Genomic DNA, 15,506 nt, shown 5'->3' with positions numbered 1-15,506 from the left:
CTCCATTACTTCAATGTAAGAAATTCTGCAATTGGTCCAAGTACTAACATCGGGAAGAATGTTAATGCACCGACAATTACAATTGTTCCGATGAAGATACCACCAAATAAACTATTATCTGTGCGGAACGTTCCGACTGTTTCTGGCACTACCGTTTTTTCTTTCAGCGAAGCTGCCACAGCTAGCATCGTAATTAAACTAAAGTAGCGTCCTAAAAACATAACTAAACCAGTCGTAATATTCCAAAACGGTGTATTATCTCCTAATCCTTCAAATCCAGATCCGTTATTCGCAGCTGACGATGTATACTCATATACAACTTGCGTTAAACCGTGGAAACCAGAATGAGAAATAGCATCCGTCCCTAAATTTGTTGAAAGAGCTAATGCCGAAAATCCTAAAATGAGCAATGGATGAAATAAAATCGTGACCGCGATTAATTTCATTTCCTTACCTTCAATCTTTTTACCTAAAAACTCTGGTGTCCGTCCAACCATTAACCCAGATATAAACACCGCGATAATTGCATACATAATAATATTTACAAAGCCTGCTCCAACGCCGCCATACACTGTATTTAACATCATATTTACAAGTGGAACTAGACCGCCAATTGGTGTTAACGTATCATGCATTGTATTAACAGCACCAGTTTCAGCAGCTGTCGTTACTGTTGCGTATAGTGAAGAAAATACTGTTCCAAATCGTACTTCTTTCCCTTCTGTACTTCCTTGTACATGTTCGATACCCATTCCATTCAATGCCGGATTCCCGTTTAGTTCAGATGTCGTAATCGTTATAAATCCTAGTAAAAACACCATAAAAAGTGACACGAAAAGGATGCGGCCTTGTTTTTTATTTCCGACCATTCGTCCGTACGTAAATGGAAGTGCTGTTGGTAATAACATCATAAGCATCATTTGCAAAATATTACTCATTTGTCCTGGATTTTCGAAAGGATGCGTAGAGTTTGCTCCGAAAAATCCACCGCCGTTATTTCCAAGTTCCTTAATGGAAACGAATGATGCAACAGGTCCACGTAAAATACTTTGCTTTGCACCTTCAATCGTTTGTGCTGTAACCGCCCCATCTAACGTTTGTGGTACACCAAGTGCGACAAAAACTAGTGCCGCAATAAATGCGATAGGAAGAAACACTCTCGTTAACGCTCTCGTAAAATCAACGAAAAAGTTACCAAGTTCTTTTCCAGCAAGTCCTCTTATAAAAGCCATAACGAGCGCTAATGTCGTTGCTGGTGCCGCAAACATTAAAAATGTAATTCCGATTAATTGTGATAAATAAGATAAACCATTTTCACCGCTATAATGCTGTAAGTTTGTATCAGCCATAAAACTAATTGCTGTATTAAAAGCGAGCGTAGGCTCCATCCCTTCAATATGCGCTGGATTTAGTGGCAGCACACCTTGTAATCTGAAAATGAAGTATACGACAACGATCATAAATCCATTTAATAAAACTAATGATAATGCGTACTGTTTCCACGTTTGATTGTATGCTTTTACACCCGTAATTTTAAAAATAAGTTTTTCAAAAGGCCCGAATACTTTATCTAACGTTTTGCTACCTTGAAAAGCTTTTTCTAAATAAATCCCCGTTGGCTTTGCTACTAAAATAAACAAGAGCATTGTAATAATGACTGCAACCCAAATCATAATGAATGATTCCCCCTAATTAAAACTTCTCTGGATTTAATAATGCATACACTAAATACACTGTAATTGCTGCGACAATAACCGATAAGACAATCATCATGATTGCTTTCCTTCTTTCACAACTTTATCTGACCAACTTGCAAGACTTGCCATCGATGCAACTAATAAAATAAAAATCCCGACCATTACAACATCTAACATAACTATCCCTCTCTTCTTTTGTAAAAATTTACCATTAAAATATTAAAAAAGAACACTGAGCTCTACTCAGTGTTCAAAAAATGAACAACAAAAAGTAAACCTCCTCTCTAAACGCTTACGAGGTTAGCTGTCGGATTCGGGCCTAAAGAGTAGCCCTACTTTCAAAACTGAAAGATTCACCCCAAGTGACGATGCACAAAATTGGTTCCCCCGCTCCATTTCTGGAACTCAGCGATTTTAGGTTTTTTTGGAAATTTTATGAATGATTTATGAGAGTAAATATACTCCTCTATATTTCACTTGTAAAGGGCTAAATTTCTGAAAATAATAATATTTACATTCGTTTAAACGCTTACATTGAAGATTATTACTATTATTTCATCTATTTTCTTTATTTCTCTTCTCTTTTCTTAAAAATGACCTTTTAAATATGAAATAAAAAGAGCGAATGACATGAAGTGCATAGCTTGTTGCACTCAGCATTCGCTCTTTTTTATTCAACCTTTATTCTCCTCGTAAAAATGCACGTAAATTTCTCCCACGAATATAAACTTGTGTCAATTCTGCATGTAGCTGCTCATACTCGGTAATATCCATCTCTAAATACAAAGCATCTTTTGATGGTAATATAATATATGGCCCGGGAAAAAGGGGATCAATCTGAACCAATTCTTGAACTCGCTCTACCGATACTGCCCAACGATTTGCTATATCTCCAAGTAATAGTACCTTCATCATTTCTTCCCCCGCCCTATTCAAAAAATAAAAAAGAAATATTATCACAATTTGTAAACACGACAAACTTAGCTCCAATTGTTTCATAGAGCCTCGCTGGATATCGTTTATTCCTTGTAACAACAGTAATAGGTGCTTGAAAAGAAAAACGAATGTGTTCTGTGAAGAAACTAACGATTGGAAGCTCATCCCCTAGTAAAATCACCTTCTTAATGCACTCACAAATACTAGTAAAATCCTGCTCCTTACTACAACTATAAGTCCAATCAAACCCACAATTCCTAACTTCAGCCGCTACCTCTTCATTTGCTGTAAAAATAATTAACTCATGCTGAAATGCAACTAGATCTCTTAAACTATTTACCTTACTTTCTTCTCCAACACAAATAAGTGTTAGTTCCATGTACCTCATCCTCCTTAGTATAAAAGAAATCAAACATAGATTGATATTCCCCTATACTAATCAGATCGATGAAGTGATGTATCCATCATGGCACCGTCCTCTCTCAAGACGCTTACGAAGTTAGCTGTCGGATTCGGGCTTTGAGAGTAGCCCTACTTTCAAATTTGAAAGATTCACCCCTAGTGACACTGCACAAATTGGTTCCTCCGCTCCATATAATTGGACTCAGCGTTTACAAAAAAATATATTCTGGCTGATATATTACTCCTGTATTTTGAAAAAGTAAACAGAAAAAAAGCCAGTTATAAAACTGGCTTTTCACTTACCTATACACGCGTTCTATTCACTTTATACGCAAAATGATTCGTCGGTCCATGACCACTACCAATATTCAATGGCTCTTCAATTGCTATACTAATAAATCGTTTTGCTTCTTGAACAGCATCTTCAATTGAGTATCCTTTCGCAAGTCCTGCTGTAACCGCTGAAGCAAATGTACACCCACTTCCGTGCGTTTGCTTTGAAGGAATTCGCTCGCTTCTAAACTCAATAAATTCTTCTCCATCAAAGAGGAAATCAATTACTTCATTACCTTGATATTCTGCATGTCCGCCCTTCATAAGCACATATTTAGCACCTAATTCGTGCAATACTTTTGCAGCTTCCTTACTATCTTCAACATTATGAATCTCCATCCCAGTTAACACTTCTGCTTCTGGAACATTCGGTGTTATAACGGTTGCTACTGGTAATAAATATTCTTTTAATGCATGAACTGCTTCTTGCTGTAATAATGATGCACCGCCTTTTGCGATCATAACGGGATCTAGCACAATATTATTCCAGCCAAATTTTTTAATTTGTTCTGCAACAATTTGAATTATTTCACTACTAAATAACATTCCTAGTTTCACTGCATCTGGTGTTAAATCCGTACCAATTGAATTCAGCTGTTCTGTAATACCTTCTAACGGAACAGGATATACCCCTTGAACGCCAAGCGTGTTTTGAGCAGTAATTGCCGTAATAGCCGTCATTCCGTATACACCAAGCTCTTGGAATGTTTTTAAATCCGCCTGAATTCCAGCACCGCCGCCACTATCAGATCCTGCAATTGTTAAAGCTTTATTCACTTTCATCCCACTCATCCTTTTCTATCCAAAATAGCGATGATAAATCGTTTTTGCTTCGCTTATATCTTTCGTTCCATGTACGAGCACACGGCCATCTTTAAAGGCGACTAACCTCTTGTCTTCAACAGAAAATGATAATAAATATGGATTTACATTTAAATCATTCACGCGACCTTCCAGCAACTCTTTATATTGTTCAAAATTCATTTCTTCTTTATGAGGTGGTCTAATTTGAACTGTATTTCGCCCGCATAAAACTGCTGTTTTTGATGTGTTCTCTTTATTTAAATACGGATACAATGCATTCTCTCCACATGAAGGACAATTATGCTGGCGAAGCTTTTGTACATTCATACATGAATACTCATTCTTCCACATATCAAACGATACAAGCCCATCTCGAAGTGATTCGTAATCTTCTACTAACAGTTTAAGAGCTTCTGTTACTTGATGAGAAACGACAAGAGATACAGCAGGTGATATAATACCCGCTGTATCACATGTTGCCCCGCCAAGCGGAATCGACTGTAATAAACATGATAAACATGGTGTTTTACTAGGAAGGATTGTGTAAGAAAGACCGTAACTACCTACACATGCACCGTAAATCCATGGAATAGAATATTTTTGTGCTATATCATTCACAATAAAGCGTGTTTCGAAATTATCAGTCGCATCAATCATTACATCAACGTTTGTAACAAGTTCTTCTAGCTCTTCAGCTGTTACATCTTGAACGAGAGCTTCTATTGTTACATCGCTATTAATCTCTTCTAAACGTTTTTTAGCCGCTATAGCTTTTGGAAGATTATTCTTTACGTCGCTCTCTGCATACAATTGTTGTCTTTGTAAATTACTCCAATCTACATAATCACGGTCAACAATTGTTATCTTGCCAACACCTGCTCTTACAAACATCTCTGCATTTGCACTACCTAATGCACCTGCACCGATAATAAGCACATGCTTTTCTCTTATCTTTTGCTGTCCTTCTTCTCCAATTGGAGAAAATAGTTCTTGGCGAGAATATCGATTATTCAACTACGCTCATTCCTTCTAAAGGACTACTTGCAGTTGCACAACGCTTACGTGCAATACGACCTGCTTCAAATCCTAAACGGCCTGCTTCAATACTTAATTTCATTGCCTGCGCCATTTTAATAGGATCTTTCGCTCCTGATACAGCTGTATTTAATAACACGCCATCTGCTCCTAATTCCATTGCAAATGCCGCATCAGCTGGGCTACCAATACCGGCATCGACGATAACTGGTACTGTCGCTTGTTCAATAATGAAGCTCAAATTTAATGGATTTACAATACCAAGTCCTGATCCGATTGGAGATGCTCCTGGCATAATCGCATGCACGCCAAGCTCTTGTAATTTACGTGCTAATACAACATCATCAGATGTGTACGGAAGTACGATAAATCCTTCTTCCAGTAACATTTCAGATGCCTTTAACGTTTCTACCGGATCCGGTAATAACGTTCTATCATCACCAATAACTTCTACCTTTATCATGTCACAAAGCCCAGACGCTTTTGCTAATTTTGCAATACGAACAGCCTCTTCAGCATTTTTTGCCCCTGCTGTATTTGGTAATAACGTATATTTTTTCACATCAAGTTTCTCTAATAAATTAGGTTGCTTTGCATCAAAGATATCCATACGACGTACCGCAAACGTTAAAATTTCAGCTTCAGAAACGTCAATTGCCTTTTGCTGTACGTCAAAATCAGGGAATTTACCTGTTCCTAATAAAAGTCTAGAATGAAATGAAAATGGTCCAATGTTTAACATAATCAACCGCCTCCTACGAAAGTTACAATCTCAATTTGGTCTCCATCAAAAACAGATGTATCTGTATGATCATCTTTTTGTAAAATATCTTTATTACGCTCTACTACAACAATTCTGTTATCTAGTTCTAAATGTGTAAGTAGCTCAGCTACTGTTTTTACACTCGCTGGCACTTCAAGTTGGTTACCATTAATTTTTAACTTCAAACTTCCATCCCCCTTTCTAAACTCTTCTAGAAAGCAATGAATCTAGCAAATGATTTTCTTGCTTTCCTTCTATTAAATCAGCCATATACTGACCAGAAACAGGACTTAATAAAATACCGTTTCGATAATGCCCAGTACAAGCATATAAACCTTTTATTTCTTCATGCTCTCCCATATAAGGAGCTTCATGATTCGATTGTGGTCTTAATCCTGCCCATGTACTTTCCCATTCCGCTTCTTTTAAAGCTGGCAATATTGTATAAGCACGCTCCAATATAGAAGTTATACTTTCTGGCTGCACAGTTTTATTGAACGTATGGGGCTTCATTGTTGCCCCAATTACGTAACGCCCACCGCGCTTTGGAGCAATGTAAAATCTTTCTTGAAAAATAGGTGCTTTTAAAAGTTGTTTTCTACTCTTTACCGCAACCACTTCTCCTTTAACTGGATATGTACCCCAATCGCGGTGAAAATAACTGAGTAACTTCGTGCTCCATGAACCTCCTGCAATAACGACTTTCTCACATGTGACAATACCTTCGCTCGTAAAAATTCCGGTCACTTTATTATTTTCAATACGAATATCAAACACTTCTGTCTGTTCATATATATCAGCACCTGACATTGCCGCAGAATGTGCGAATGCTTTCGTAAGCTCTGGTGCAATAACATGACCGTCTTTCGGATAATATACTGCTCCTATAATGGATTCGGATAGATACGGCTCTTTTTCCCGCACATGATCTCCCATTAGAAAGTAGGAATTTTCACCTGTTTTTTGCTGCCAATCCATAATGTGAAGAATTCTTTCCTTCTCATCTTCATTTTGAGCAATACGATAAATTCCTTTTTCTTCATATCCAATATCAATACCCGTCTTTTCACGTAAAACTGCTGCAAGTTGTGGAAATATAGCTCGGCTTTCTCTAGCAAGTTCAAATAGCGGATCATACGCATCCCATTCTGCTTGAACACCAAGTAAACCAGCAGCTGCTTTCGAAGCTTCCGATGCAATTCTTTGCTTCTCTACAATCGCTACTTTATGTCCTCTTTCTGCTAGAAAATGTGCAACTGAACTACCAATTACACCACCACCAATAATCGCTACATCATACTTCTCACACATGTTTTTCCGCCCACTTTCTTATTGATTCCTTATAAGATTTAGCTTTGCTATACGGGTTACTACTACTTACTATTCCAGACATAACTGCTATACCGCTTACACCGTTAGTAAGGACATCCACTGTGTTTTCTGGAGTAATTCCTCCAATTGCTGTAATCGGTATAGATAAACACCTTGCAATGTCTGAAATTTCTTCAAGCCCTCTCGCTGGCACACCTTTTTTACAATCTGTCGGAAATACATGACCATAAACGAGTGAATCCGCTCCATTTTTAAATGCTACTATCGCTTCATCTAGCGAATGCACAGAATAACCGACATGCAAATACGAAAACTTTTCTTTCACTGACTTTACATCTGTGCTTCGATACCCTAGTTGAACACGAGGAATATTTAATAAAATTGCAATATCAATTCGATCATTTATGACAATTTTAGAAGCCGGAAAGCCTTCCATTAAAAGACTTTCCACACCTTCATATAACTCCTTCGTACTCTTCTCACGCTCACGAATATGCAAATAATCAATCTCACTCTCAATTTGCATCGCTACATTCACTAACTCTTCGAATGGCATATGGCCATTTGAGATTACGTGGAGCTCATTTTTCATATTCATTCGCCTACTTTAAAATATTTTCGAATAGTTCATCGGCTGGGACAGTTTCTTTCGTCATTCCTTTGTCCTTCAGCCATTTATTTTGTTTCTCCCAAGATTCTTTTGAATCTGATAAAAATGGCTCATCTTTCGTTTCCATCTTCTCTAATAAAATTTTCATACTTTCCTTTTCAACTTCTGGCACAAGTGGGAAGTTTTCTTTTTCTTGATGATTTAATAAAATATTCAATGCTTCATCTGGGTTTTTCTTCATGAAATCATAGCCTTTTTTCGTACCACGTAAGAAAGCTTGCAACGCTTCTTTATCTTTTTTCAACGTTTTATCACCTGTTACAAACACAAGCTCATGATAGTTCGGTACTCCGTAATCAGCTGGATTAAAGTAAGCTGGTTCATGGCCTTCATGACGCATAACCGGTACTTCATGATTAATGTATGCCCCTGTTACCGCATCCACTTTTTTCGTAATTAAGGCTGGTACTAAATCAAATCCAACATCAACTACTTTCACTGTATCAGGATTACCACCAGCTTCTTTTACCATCGTTTTTAAATACATCTCACTTAAAGGTGTTCCAGAATATCCTACTGTTTTTCCTTCTAAATCTTTCGGTGATTGAATGCCCGCTGATTTCAGCGATACGACATGATTTAATGGCGAACGTACGACAGCCCCAATTGATTTCACTGGAATTTGCTCATTTGCTCTTGCCATAACAACATCTGGCTGATAATACAAGCCAACTGTCACCTTCCCTGCTGCTGCCAATGTTAATGGATCAGTCGGATTAGAAGGGAATTTAATATTTACCTTTACACCTTCTTCTTTAAAGTATCCTTTTTCAATTGCTGCATAAATAAAGCTATGTACCGCATTTGGATACCAATCTAACATGACTGTTATTTCTTTCTCTTTTTTACTTTTGTCTGATGCTGAATTACTCGAACATCCTGCAATCATTGCAATTAATAATGTAAACACAAAGATGCGCTTTAAAAATTTCATGAATGCTTCCTCCAACTAATGAATTTCTTTTCTAATATGGAAATAAGTACGACGAAGAAAATAGCTAATAATGATAACAATACAATGGGTGCAAATACGCCAGCTCCATCTAACTGCGTCATCATTCTCTTACTGAAATATCCAAGTCCAGCTTGTGCACCGAGCCATTCTCCAATTGCTGCTCCGATAACACTAAGCGGAACTGCAATTTTTAAAGCTGAGAAAAAATAAGGAAGAGCAGACGGCAACTTTAGTTTAAGAAAAATATCTCTTTTCGTTGCTCCATATGTAACTAAGAGCTCCTCCCATTCTTTTTTCGTACTACGCAGTCCATCATATGTATTGACCGCAATCGGGAAAAACGTAATTAAAACTGTGACAACAACCTTACTCCAGATTGTGTATCCAAACCATAAAACAAATAACGGAGCAAGCGCAGTAATCGGAATCGTTTGTGAAGCAACTAATAATGGATAAAATGCTCTTTCCATCCATGTACTCGCATTCATTAACATCGCTAGCCCTACACCTAATACGATAGAAATCACAACACCTATTAAAACGACGTATAACGTTGCAGGTAAATGAACCGTAAATAATATGTCTTTTAGTTTCCATATCTTCATTACAATCGCAGACGGTGACGGTAAAATATACATCTCATCTACAATTCTTGCTCCTATTTCCCACACAGCAAGTAAAATACTAGAAAGTGTAATAGCAGGAACTAATTCTTTCAATCGGTTCATCACACAAGTACCTGCCTTTGTAACATACTAAGAAGCTCATCTTTCAGCGCTAACACTTCCGGTTTATATAAATCTTTTCGTGTTCTGTTATGATCAAGCGGTACAATCCGCTCAGTCAAAGTCGTTATCGGCTGCTGTTCCACTACTAAAACTCGGTTCGAAAGAAATAACGCTTCTTCAACATCATGAGTAATGAATAAAATTGTTTTTTCCCACTCTTGCCATTGTTCAAACAACCATTCTTGTAAAGAGGCCTTCGTTAAAGCATCTAACGCGCTAAACGGTTCATCTAATAACAATATCTCCCCGCCCGTTAATAAAGTTCGGATAAAAGATACGCGTTGCCTCATACCACCAGATAAATCTTTCGGATGTTTTGTCTCATATCCTTGTAAACCAAATTTATATAACAGTTCCTTTGCCTTTACTTGTGCTTCTTTCTTCTGTACACCTTGGCACTCTAGCGGCAAGGCGGCATTCTCAATAATTGTTCTCCACGGCAAAAGCATATCTTTTTGCGGCATATACCCTACAGGATGGTGCTTTGTTTCTGTCAGTTCTATCTGTCCAGTACTTACCTTCTCTAGGCCTGTAATAAGGCGAAATAAAGTACTTTTCCCACATCCACTCGGTCCGATAATACTGACAAACTCTTTCTCATGTATAGAAGCATTTAATTCATGGATGATTGGTTTCTCATCGTAATGAAAAGAAACATTATGAAACTGTAGTATGTTCTTGCTCCTCAAATCCCCACATCTCCTTACGATAGGACATATCCCAGAATAAATATTCAAATCGACTGGAATATAAGAAAATCTCCTCTAATCTATCTAGTTCTTTCTCAGACTTTCCAACTGCCATTTCATTTAATAAATCTATTAACCAAATACAAAGATTACCGTATTCTTCCGAACTATATCCTTGAATCCACTCACCAAAAAACTCATGATCTCTTGCTCCAGGAATATCATTTAAACGCTTTCCAATTTCCCAGTAGCTCCACATACAAGGAAGAAGCGCTGCTATTAATTCCGCAAGTGTGCCATTTTGAGATACAGACATCATGTAATTTGTATAAGCTAAATTTTTAGCAGATGGTTTCGCAGACTCTATCTCCTCTATAGAAATTCCAAGTCTTTTTGCATATTGTTTATGGATTGTCATTTCGCCATTTAATATTCCATCAATTTGTTCAGCGAACTTTCCCATTACTTGTGGATTCGTTGCTTTTACAACACCAATCGCATATAACTTTGCATAATCTAGCAGATATAAATAATCTTGAATAATATAATACTGGAATTTATCTTTTTCTAACGTGCCATCTCCCATACCCACTACAAACGGATGATTATGACTCATCTCCCAAACTGGTTGCACAGTTTCTAATAATCTATCGCAAAATTTCATTTCTCTATCCCCTTTCAATATATGTATCTAAATAAAAAACCACTTCTATATATAAGAAGTGGTTACAGCAAATAAAATTATACATTTATTCGATGTTCCACTTCCCTTCGCTAGTATTACCTAGATCAGGTGTTATAAGGGTTAAGGATTATTCCTCTCTCAGCAAATCAAGCACCCCTAGTGGTTTCAATATGAAATTTTCAAATAAAAAAGCCCCGTTTCTATACGCAAAGAAACGGGGACTCATTGTTAGTGTCCGAATTGCTTCCCTACGCTAGCATAATCTAGATCAGGTAATAAAAAGGATCAAAGGCTTACGGCCTACTCTCAGCTGGCAACACCAGCTCTCCTAGCAAACTATAAAATTATCACTGTCAGTATAACACCCTAATAAGACATCATCAACTGTTTTAATTTTCTTAATTATCAACAAAATATTGAAGTTATAAAATACATACATTCTATTTTAGAAAATAAAACCCCAATTAATTGTATAAAAAGGAATCATTATCCTCAAAAAATTTATTTTTATATTGATTTCATATTACATTTATGTGAATACACCCACTATATTATATCTTTATACTATAATAAAATTACAACTATACAACTAGAGGAGGTCTCTATTCCATGAATATGAAAGCTACTGCTTTAACAGCAACTACTGTAGCGATTGCTTCTTTACTTCCTTCTATGGGTGAAACAAATGTACAAAAAGCAAACGCTGAACAATTATCTAATATTAAAACTGGGTATGTCAAAGTCGATCAAGTAGCATTACATACAAAAGATAACGTAAAAAGCACATCAATTGATACAATTCGCTTTAATACAAAAGTGAACATCCTTGAAACAACTAATGGTTGGTATAAAGTATCTGTTCATAATAAAGTAGGTTATGTACAAAAAGATGCTATTTTACTAAAAAACAAACTTCAATCTAATGATCAATACATCGTCAATGCTAATGCATTAAACGTTCGCTCTGAACCTAATTTAGAATCTTCCATTTTAGATGTATTACCAAATGGCAAGTTCATTACCGTTCAAGAAGATCAAGGCGAATGGTATAAAATATCACACAATGGCCAAACAGGTTACGTACAAAAAGCATTCGTTTCTAATGGTTCACAGCCCTTAGTAAAAGGAATCACCGTTCAAAATAATACAAAATATACTGTTGCAACACCTAATCTGAATGTACGTAGCAACACTAGTACAAGTAGCGCTCTACTCGGTTCATTACAAAACGGTACACAAGTACAAGTAGTAGAAACTGTAGGAACTTGGTATAAAATTCGTTTTGGCACAGGATACGGATATGTAGCAAAACACTATGTAGTACAAAATCAACCACAAGCTAAAACAGAGCAACCTTCATCTATTCCAGCTGCTTTCAAATTCCCTGCTCAAGGAAGAATTAGCTCAACCTTTGATATACGCTGGGAACAAATGCATTATGGTATAGATATTGCCGCTCCAGGGAACGTCTCTATCCAAGCTGCTGCTGCAGGTAAAGTTGTGAAATCTTATTATTCAGCTAGCTATGGAAATGTTGTGTTCATTGCGCATCAAATCAATGGGAAATTATATACAACTGTTTATGCCCATATGAAGGATCGCACTGTACAAACTGGTGATCAAGTACAAACTGGACAATTAGTAGGTCATATGGGAAACACAGGTCATTCATACGGGCAACATCTTCATTTTGAATTACATAATGGAGAATGGAATTTTGAAAAAACAAATGCAGTAAATCCACTGCCATATTTAGTTAGGTAAATTGTATGCCACGCAATATACCTCTTATAATTGAATACGTAGCCTTTTTAGGTTTAATCTGTTGTTTAATCATTTACAATACAAACATTGTATTTTTATCTATTATTATTGCTTTTGTTGCATTAGAAATTATGATGGAATCATTTCAAGTACAACTAAAACAAAAAATTGCCCATATTTATAATGCTATTTTTCTTTTGAGTGCTCTCATAACAAATATAATTAGTAATGGCTTTTATTTATCTACTGTATTTCCAATATTCTTTATGGCTGTTTTGTTATTTGTAGCTAGATATATTAATGTCCCTTATAACCAAAAACAAAAACAAGAAGCTTAGAAAGAGGAGACACTGTGTACCAATCTTTCAAAGATACTCCAATAAAATACATATTGAATTTGTATGAAAAAGCTAATACTTTTTTTGGTATACAAGGAAGTTACACCGCACAACTTCTCCTATATGGAATGTTGTTTCTTGTCTTAATCACTTTCTCCTTGTTTTACTAACAAAAAAGGATCTCACATAAACCGGAGATCCTTTTTAATTTATATTAATTTTTCATATCGAAAATATTGTTTATCCACAAGCATATTTTTCATAAATAAAGCTCAAATTATATTTTTTCTCTAAGCTCATTCGTTGTTCATCATCGCACCAATAGAAAAGAATATCATGAATCGTTGCGTAACGCTTATTTTTAAGAAATAGCCTAAAGAATGATGGTAAACAATCATGTAATTGTATAAATATATAATTGCGTAGTGTTTCTTCTTTATATTCAATGCCCTTACAAATATACAGTAACTCTTCACAATAATATGCATGCTGTGGAACTTGTATCATTTCGAAAAATGGCACATAAGATAGTAGCTTTCCAATAAAATGACCATATCGATCCATTACTCCTATCGTCATATGCTCCATCATTTCTTTCATCACATATAAATAATCATCTACATGAGTTGTCTTTAACGGGTCTAAGCGATCGGAAATTTGAGATAATACAGCTCTTTGACATGCTAAAACTGCCTGACTAGGCCCATAATATGATAGGAAATCTGTACACTTGCGATATTTCCGTAATAAATCATGTGTATATAAATCATATACAAAAGTATTACAATACATTGCTAAACTCATCATATCACTATTTAATTGCTCTTTTGATAATGATTTTGCTCTCTTGCACATATAAAAGAATGTAAATTCCAATACTTCTTTATGAGATAATAAATGTTTACAATCTGTTATACATTTTTCATTAAATTTAACTCTATCCCAAATTTTAATATCTCTATCTGTCAATTCGCCGATACGATATTTAATAATTAAATAGTTTAAAGCAACTGATTGCGTCAAAAGATCCCATGTTTCATATTCCAATGAAGTATGAACAAACTCAGCTAATCCTTGTGCTACCATAAAAGCATTTGCTTCTTCATACCAACCAAGCTCTTGGCATAAGCGAAGAATACGCACTAAAGTTGGAATTTCATCTTTATGAAACTGCGGTAAATTCTTTACTTTATTCATGCCATATACAATAAATGCGGCTAAATTTTCTTCTTTATAAAATTCTTTCTCTTTCCATACTAATATAGTTCGTTCTTTCCCCTCACCTTTTGGGTGACAAGGTACAAGCAAAGAAAATAATTCAGCGAAATTATTTGGTTCTATATATGTATCTGTAACCAAATTCCAATTTGGATCGCCCTGTACAGCCTTCATATAATTCCCCTTCCCTTTCATCTATGTAGGAAATATTAAGTTATTATCGCACCATTAAAAATTAATATTGTTATATTCAAAATCTCTCATAATACTTATATCTATCAGTATATCATCTTTTCTCTTATTAAAAATTAAGAATAACAAATTTTAAAAAACTGTCGAAATTATTAACCATATACTTATTATATAATGTCTCAGATACATCACGCTAACATATTAGTTTAATCCATATATGCTAGAATAATGCATCTGAATTTTATATATAGTTTAGCTCTTTATGAGTAACCATTAAAATCTCGGTTAATTAAAGTTTCAATTTACTCTGTACGCTCTGAAATTTCGCTCAAGGCAAATCCAGCTTGATCATCTGCCGATTCCCTTATAGCTAAATCTCCTAGTGCTAACATACCAATAAGCTGACCACTATCAACTACTGGTAACCGTCTAATTTGATACTGTGCCATTAGCTCTGTAGCTTTTTCAATAGGATCATTTGGAGAAACTGAGATAATATTTGTTGTCATTACATTTGTAATTTTATTAGATCCAGGATGTTTTTCAGCAATCCCTCGAACAACTAAATCTCGATCAGTAACAAGCCCAACAACTTGTTCATTTTCAACAACAGGAATTAATCCAACCGATTCTTCCTTCATTTTTACAGCTGCCTCATATACATTGTCTAGCGGTGTACAATGTACAATATGGGTACTCATTAAGTCTCTAACTCGTGTCATTATTTATTTCCTCCTTTTTATACATACCATAGCTTTTCCAAAATCCCTTTATTTATTTCTGGAAAGTAACATGATAAAAAGGATCAACAAAATAAAAAAGAGCCAGCATAATGCTGACTCTTTTTTGTATGACCCGTACGGGATTCGAACCCGTGTTACCGCCGTGAAAGGGCGGTGTCTTAA

The 15,506-nt window shown here is 35.8% G+C and carries 20 protein-coding genes and 4 riboswitches; of the genes, 2 read left to right on the top strand and 18 right to left on the bottom strand.

The annotated features are described in order from the left end of the window. Window positions 1–5: 5 nt before the first annotated feature. From kdpA to tenA, 16 genes are all read right to left on the bottom strand, one after another. Window positions 6–1,673, bottom strand: coding sequence for a potassium-transporting ATPase subunit KdpA (kdpA, locus tag ACODS7_RS22985; protein WP_000638330.1), 1,668 nt, complete (start codon window positions 1,671–1,673; stop codon window positions 6–8). 19 nt (window positions 1,674–1,692) lie between these two features. Continuing rightward, entirely contained in the window at window positions 1,693–1,770 is a 78-nt protein-coding gene (gene kdpF / locus ACODS7_RS22980) for a K(+)-transporting ATPase subunit F (protein WP_223153441.1), read from the bottom strand. Next, window positions 1,770–1,874, bottom strand: a complete 105-nt coding sequence (locus ACODS7_RS22975; protein WP_000887894.1) for a SipW-dependent-type signal peptide-containing protein — start codon at window positions 1,872–1,874, stop codon at window positions 1,770–1,772. The genes kdpF and ACODS7_RS22975 overlap by 1 nt, the downstream gene beginning before the upstream one ends. A 98-nt stretch (window positions 1,875–1,972) precedes the next feature. Continuing rightward, window positions 1,973–2,118: riboswitch (cyclic di-AMP (ydaO/yuaA leader) on the bottom strand. Window positions 2,119–2,252: 134 nt separating this feature from the next. Next, window positions 2,253–2,375, bottom strand: coding sequence for a hypothetical protein (locus ACODS7_RS22970; protein ID WP_001034421.1), 123 nt, complete (start codon window positions 2,373–2,375; stop codon window positions 2,253–2,255). Window positions 2,376–2,378: 3 nt separating this feature from the next. Then, window positions 2,379–2,612, bottom strand: a complete 234-nt coding sequence (locus ACODS7_RS22965; RefSeq protein WP_002025339.1) for a hypothetical protein — start codon at window positions 2,610–2,612, stop codon at window positions 2,379–2,381. A gap of 13 nt (window positions 2,613–2,625) precedes the next feature. Beyond that, window positions 2,626–3,012: a hypothetical protein gene (locus ACODS7_RS22960; RefSeq protein ID WP_029441656.1), complete on the bottom strand. Its 387-nt coding sequence runs from the start codon at window positions 3,010–3,012 to the stop codon at window positions 2,626–2,628. A 93-nt stretch (window positions 3,013–3,105) separates the two neighbouring features. Continuing rightward, a riboswitch (cyclic di-AMP (ydaO/yuaA leader) is annotated at window positions 3,106–3,253 on the bottom strand. Window positions 3,254–3,338: 85 nt separating this feature from the next. Further along, window positions 3,339–4,151: a bifunctional hydroxymethylpyrimidine kinase/phosphomethylpyrimidine kinase gene (gene thiD / locus ACODS7_RS22955; protein ID WP_029441655.1), complete on the bottom strand. Its 813-nt coding sequence runs from the start codon at window positions 4,149–4,151 to the stop codon at window positions 3,339–3,341. A 15-nt stretch (window positions 4,152–4,166) separates the two neighbouring features. Further along, the gene (gene thiF, locus ACODS7_RS22950) at window positions 4,167–5,186 is read right to left on the bottom strand and encodes a thiazole biosynthesis adenylyltransferase ThiF (RefSeq protein ID WP_016082795.1); all 1,020 of its coding nucleotides are present in this window, start codon (window positions 5,184–5,186) and stop codon (window positions 4,167–4,169) included. Next, window positions 5,179–5,949: a thiazole synthase gene (gene thiG, locus ACODS7_RS22945; RefSeq protein ID WP_000931981.1), complete on the bottom strand. Its 771-nt coding sequence runs from the start codon at window positions 5,947–5,949 to the stop codon at window positions 5,179–5,181. The genes thiF and thiG overlap by 8 nt, the downstream gene beginning before the upstream one ends. Window positions 5,950–5,951: 2 nt before the next feature. Next, window positions 5,952–6,155, bottom strand: coding sequence for a sulfur carrier protein ThiS (thiS, locus tag ACODS7_RS22940; protein WP_016082796.1), 204 nt, complete (start codon window positions 6,153–6,155; stop codon window positions 5,952–5,954). 16 nt (window positions 6,156–6,171) lie between these two features. Continuing rightward, entirely contained in the window at window positions 6,172–7,281 is a 1,110-nt protein-coding gene (gene thiO / locus ACODS7_RS22935; RefSeq protein ID WP_029441654.1) for a glycine oxidase ThiO, read from the bottom strand. Further along, window positions 7,274–7,894, bottom strand: a complete 621-nt coding sequence (gene tenI / locus ACODS7_RS22930) for a thiazole tautomerase TenI (protein ID WP_000787170.1) — start codon at window positions 7,892–7,894, stop codon at window positions 7,274–7,276. Before tenI ends, thiO begins: the two co-directional genes overlap by 8 nt. A 10-nt stretch (window positions 7,895–7,904) precedes the next feature. Beyond that, complete coding sequence (locus ACODS7_RS22925; RefSeq protein WP_000670421.1) at window positions 7,905–8,906, bottom strand: ABC transporter substrate-binding protein; 1,002 nt, start codon at window positions 8,904–8,906, stop codon at window positions 7,905–7,907. Continuing rightward, window positions 8,903–9,655 carry an ABC transporter permease gene (locus tag ACODS7_RS22920; RefSeq protein ID WP_001080857.1) on the bottom strand — a complete coding sequence of 251 codons (753 nt, stop codon included), beginning with the start codon at window positions 9,653–9,655 and terminating at the stop codon, window positions 8,903–8,905. The genes ACODS7_RS22925 and ACODS7_RS22920 overlap by 4 nt, the downstream gene beginning before the upstream one ends. Beyond that, window positions 9,655–10,404, bottom strand: coding sequence for an ABC transporter ATP-binding protein (locus ACODS7_RS22915; RefSeq protein ID WP_088115703.1), 750 nt, complete (start codon window positions 10,402–10,404; stop codon window positions 9,655–9,657). Before ACODS7_RS22915 ends, ACODS7_RS22920 begins: the two co-directional genes overlap by 1 nt. After that, on the bottom strand, window positions 10,373–11,068 hold the full coding sequence (gene tenA, locus ACODS7_RS22910) for a thiaminase II (RefSeq protein WP_000666826.1): 696 nt from the start codon (window positions 11,066–11,068) through the stop codon (window positions 10,373–10,375). Before tenA ends, ACODS7_RS22915 begins: the two co-directional genes overlap by 32 nt. A gap of 85 nt (window positions 11,069–11,153) precedes the next feature. Further along, window positions 11,154–11,257, bottom strand: a riboswitch (TPP riboswitch). Window positions 11,258–11,317: 60 nt separating this feature from the next. Beyond that, a riboswitch (TPP riboswitch) is annotated at window positions 11,318–11,429 on the bottom strand. Window positions 11,430–11,698: 269 nt separating this feature from the next. Here tenA and ACODS7_RS22905 point away from each other — a divergent pair. Both ACODS7_RS22905 and ACODS7_RS22900 read left to right on the top strand, forming a co-directional pair. Further along, a complete protein-coding gene (locus tag ACODS7_RS22905; RefSeq protein ID WP_016082799.1) occupies window positions 11,699–12,853 on the top strand; it encodes an SH3 domain-containing protein in 1,155 nt (384 codons plus the stop codon). 5 nt (window positions 12,854–12,858) lie between these two features. Continuing rightward, window positions 12,859–13,191: a hypothetical protein gene (locus ACODS7_RS22900; RefSeq protein ID WP_243168562.1), complete on the top strand. Its 333-nt coding sequence runs from the start codon at window positions 12,859–12,861 to the stop codon at window positions 13,189–13,191. Between the two features lie 240 nt (window positions 13,192–13,431). Here the strand turns inward: ACODS7_RS22900 and ACODS7_RS22895 are convergent, their stop codons facing one another. Beyond that, window positions 13,432–14,583 (bottom strand): DUF3965 domain-containing protein, encoded by a 1,152-nt coding sequence (locus tag ACODS7_RS22895; protein WP_243168563.1) that lies wholly within the window; start codon window positions 14,581–14,583, stop codon window positions 13,432–13,434. A 320-nt stretch (window positions 14,584–14,903) separates the two neighbouring features. Continuing rightward, complete coding sequence (locus ACODS7_RS22890; RefSeq protein WP_016082802.1) at window positions 14,904–15,323, bottom strand: CBS domain-containing protein; 420 nt, start codon at window positions 15,321–15,323, stop codon at window positions 14,904–14,906. Window positions 15,324–15,506 lie beyond the last annotated feature (183 nt).

It is taken from the genome of Bacillus sp. FG16 (assembly GCF_057809515.1).
The sequence above is the reverse complement of the archived record's forward strand: the minus strand, read 5'-3'. Positions and strand labels throughout refer to the sequence as shown.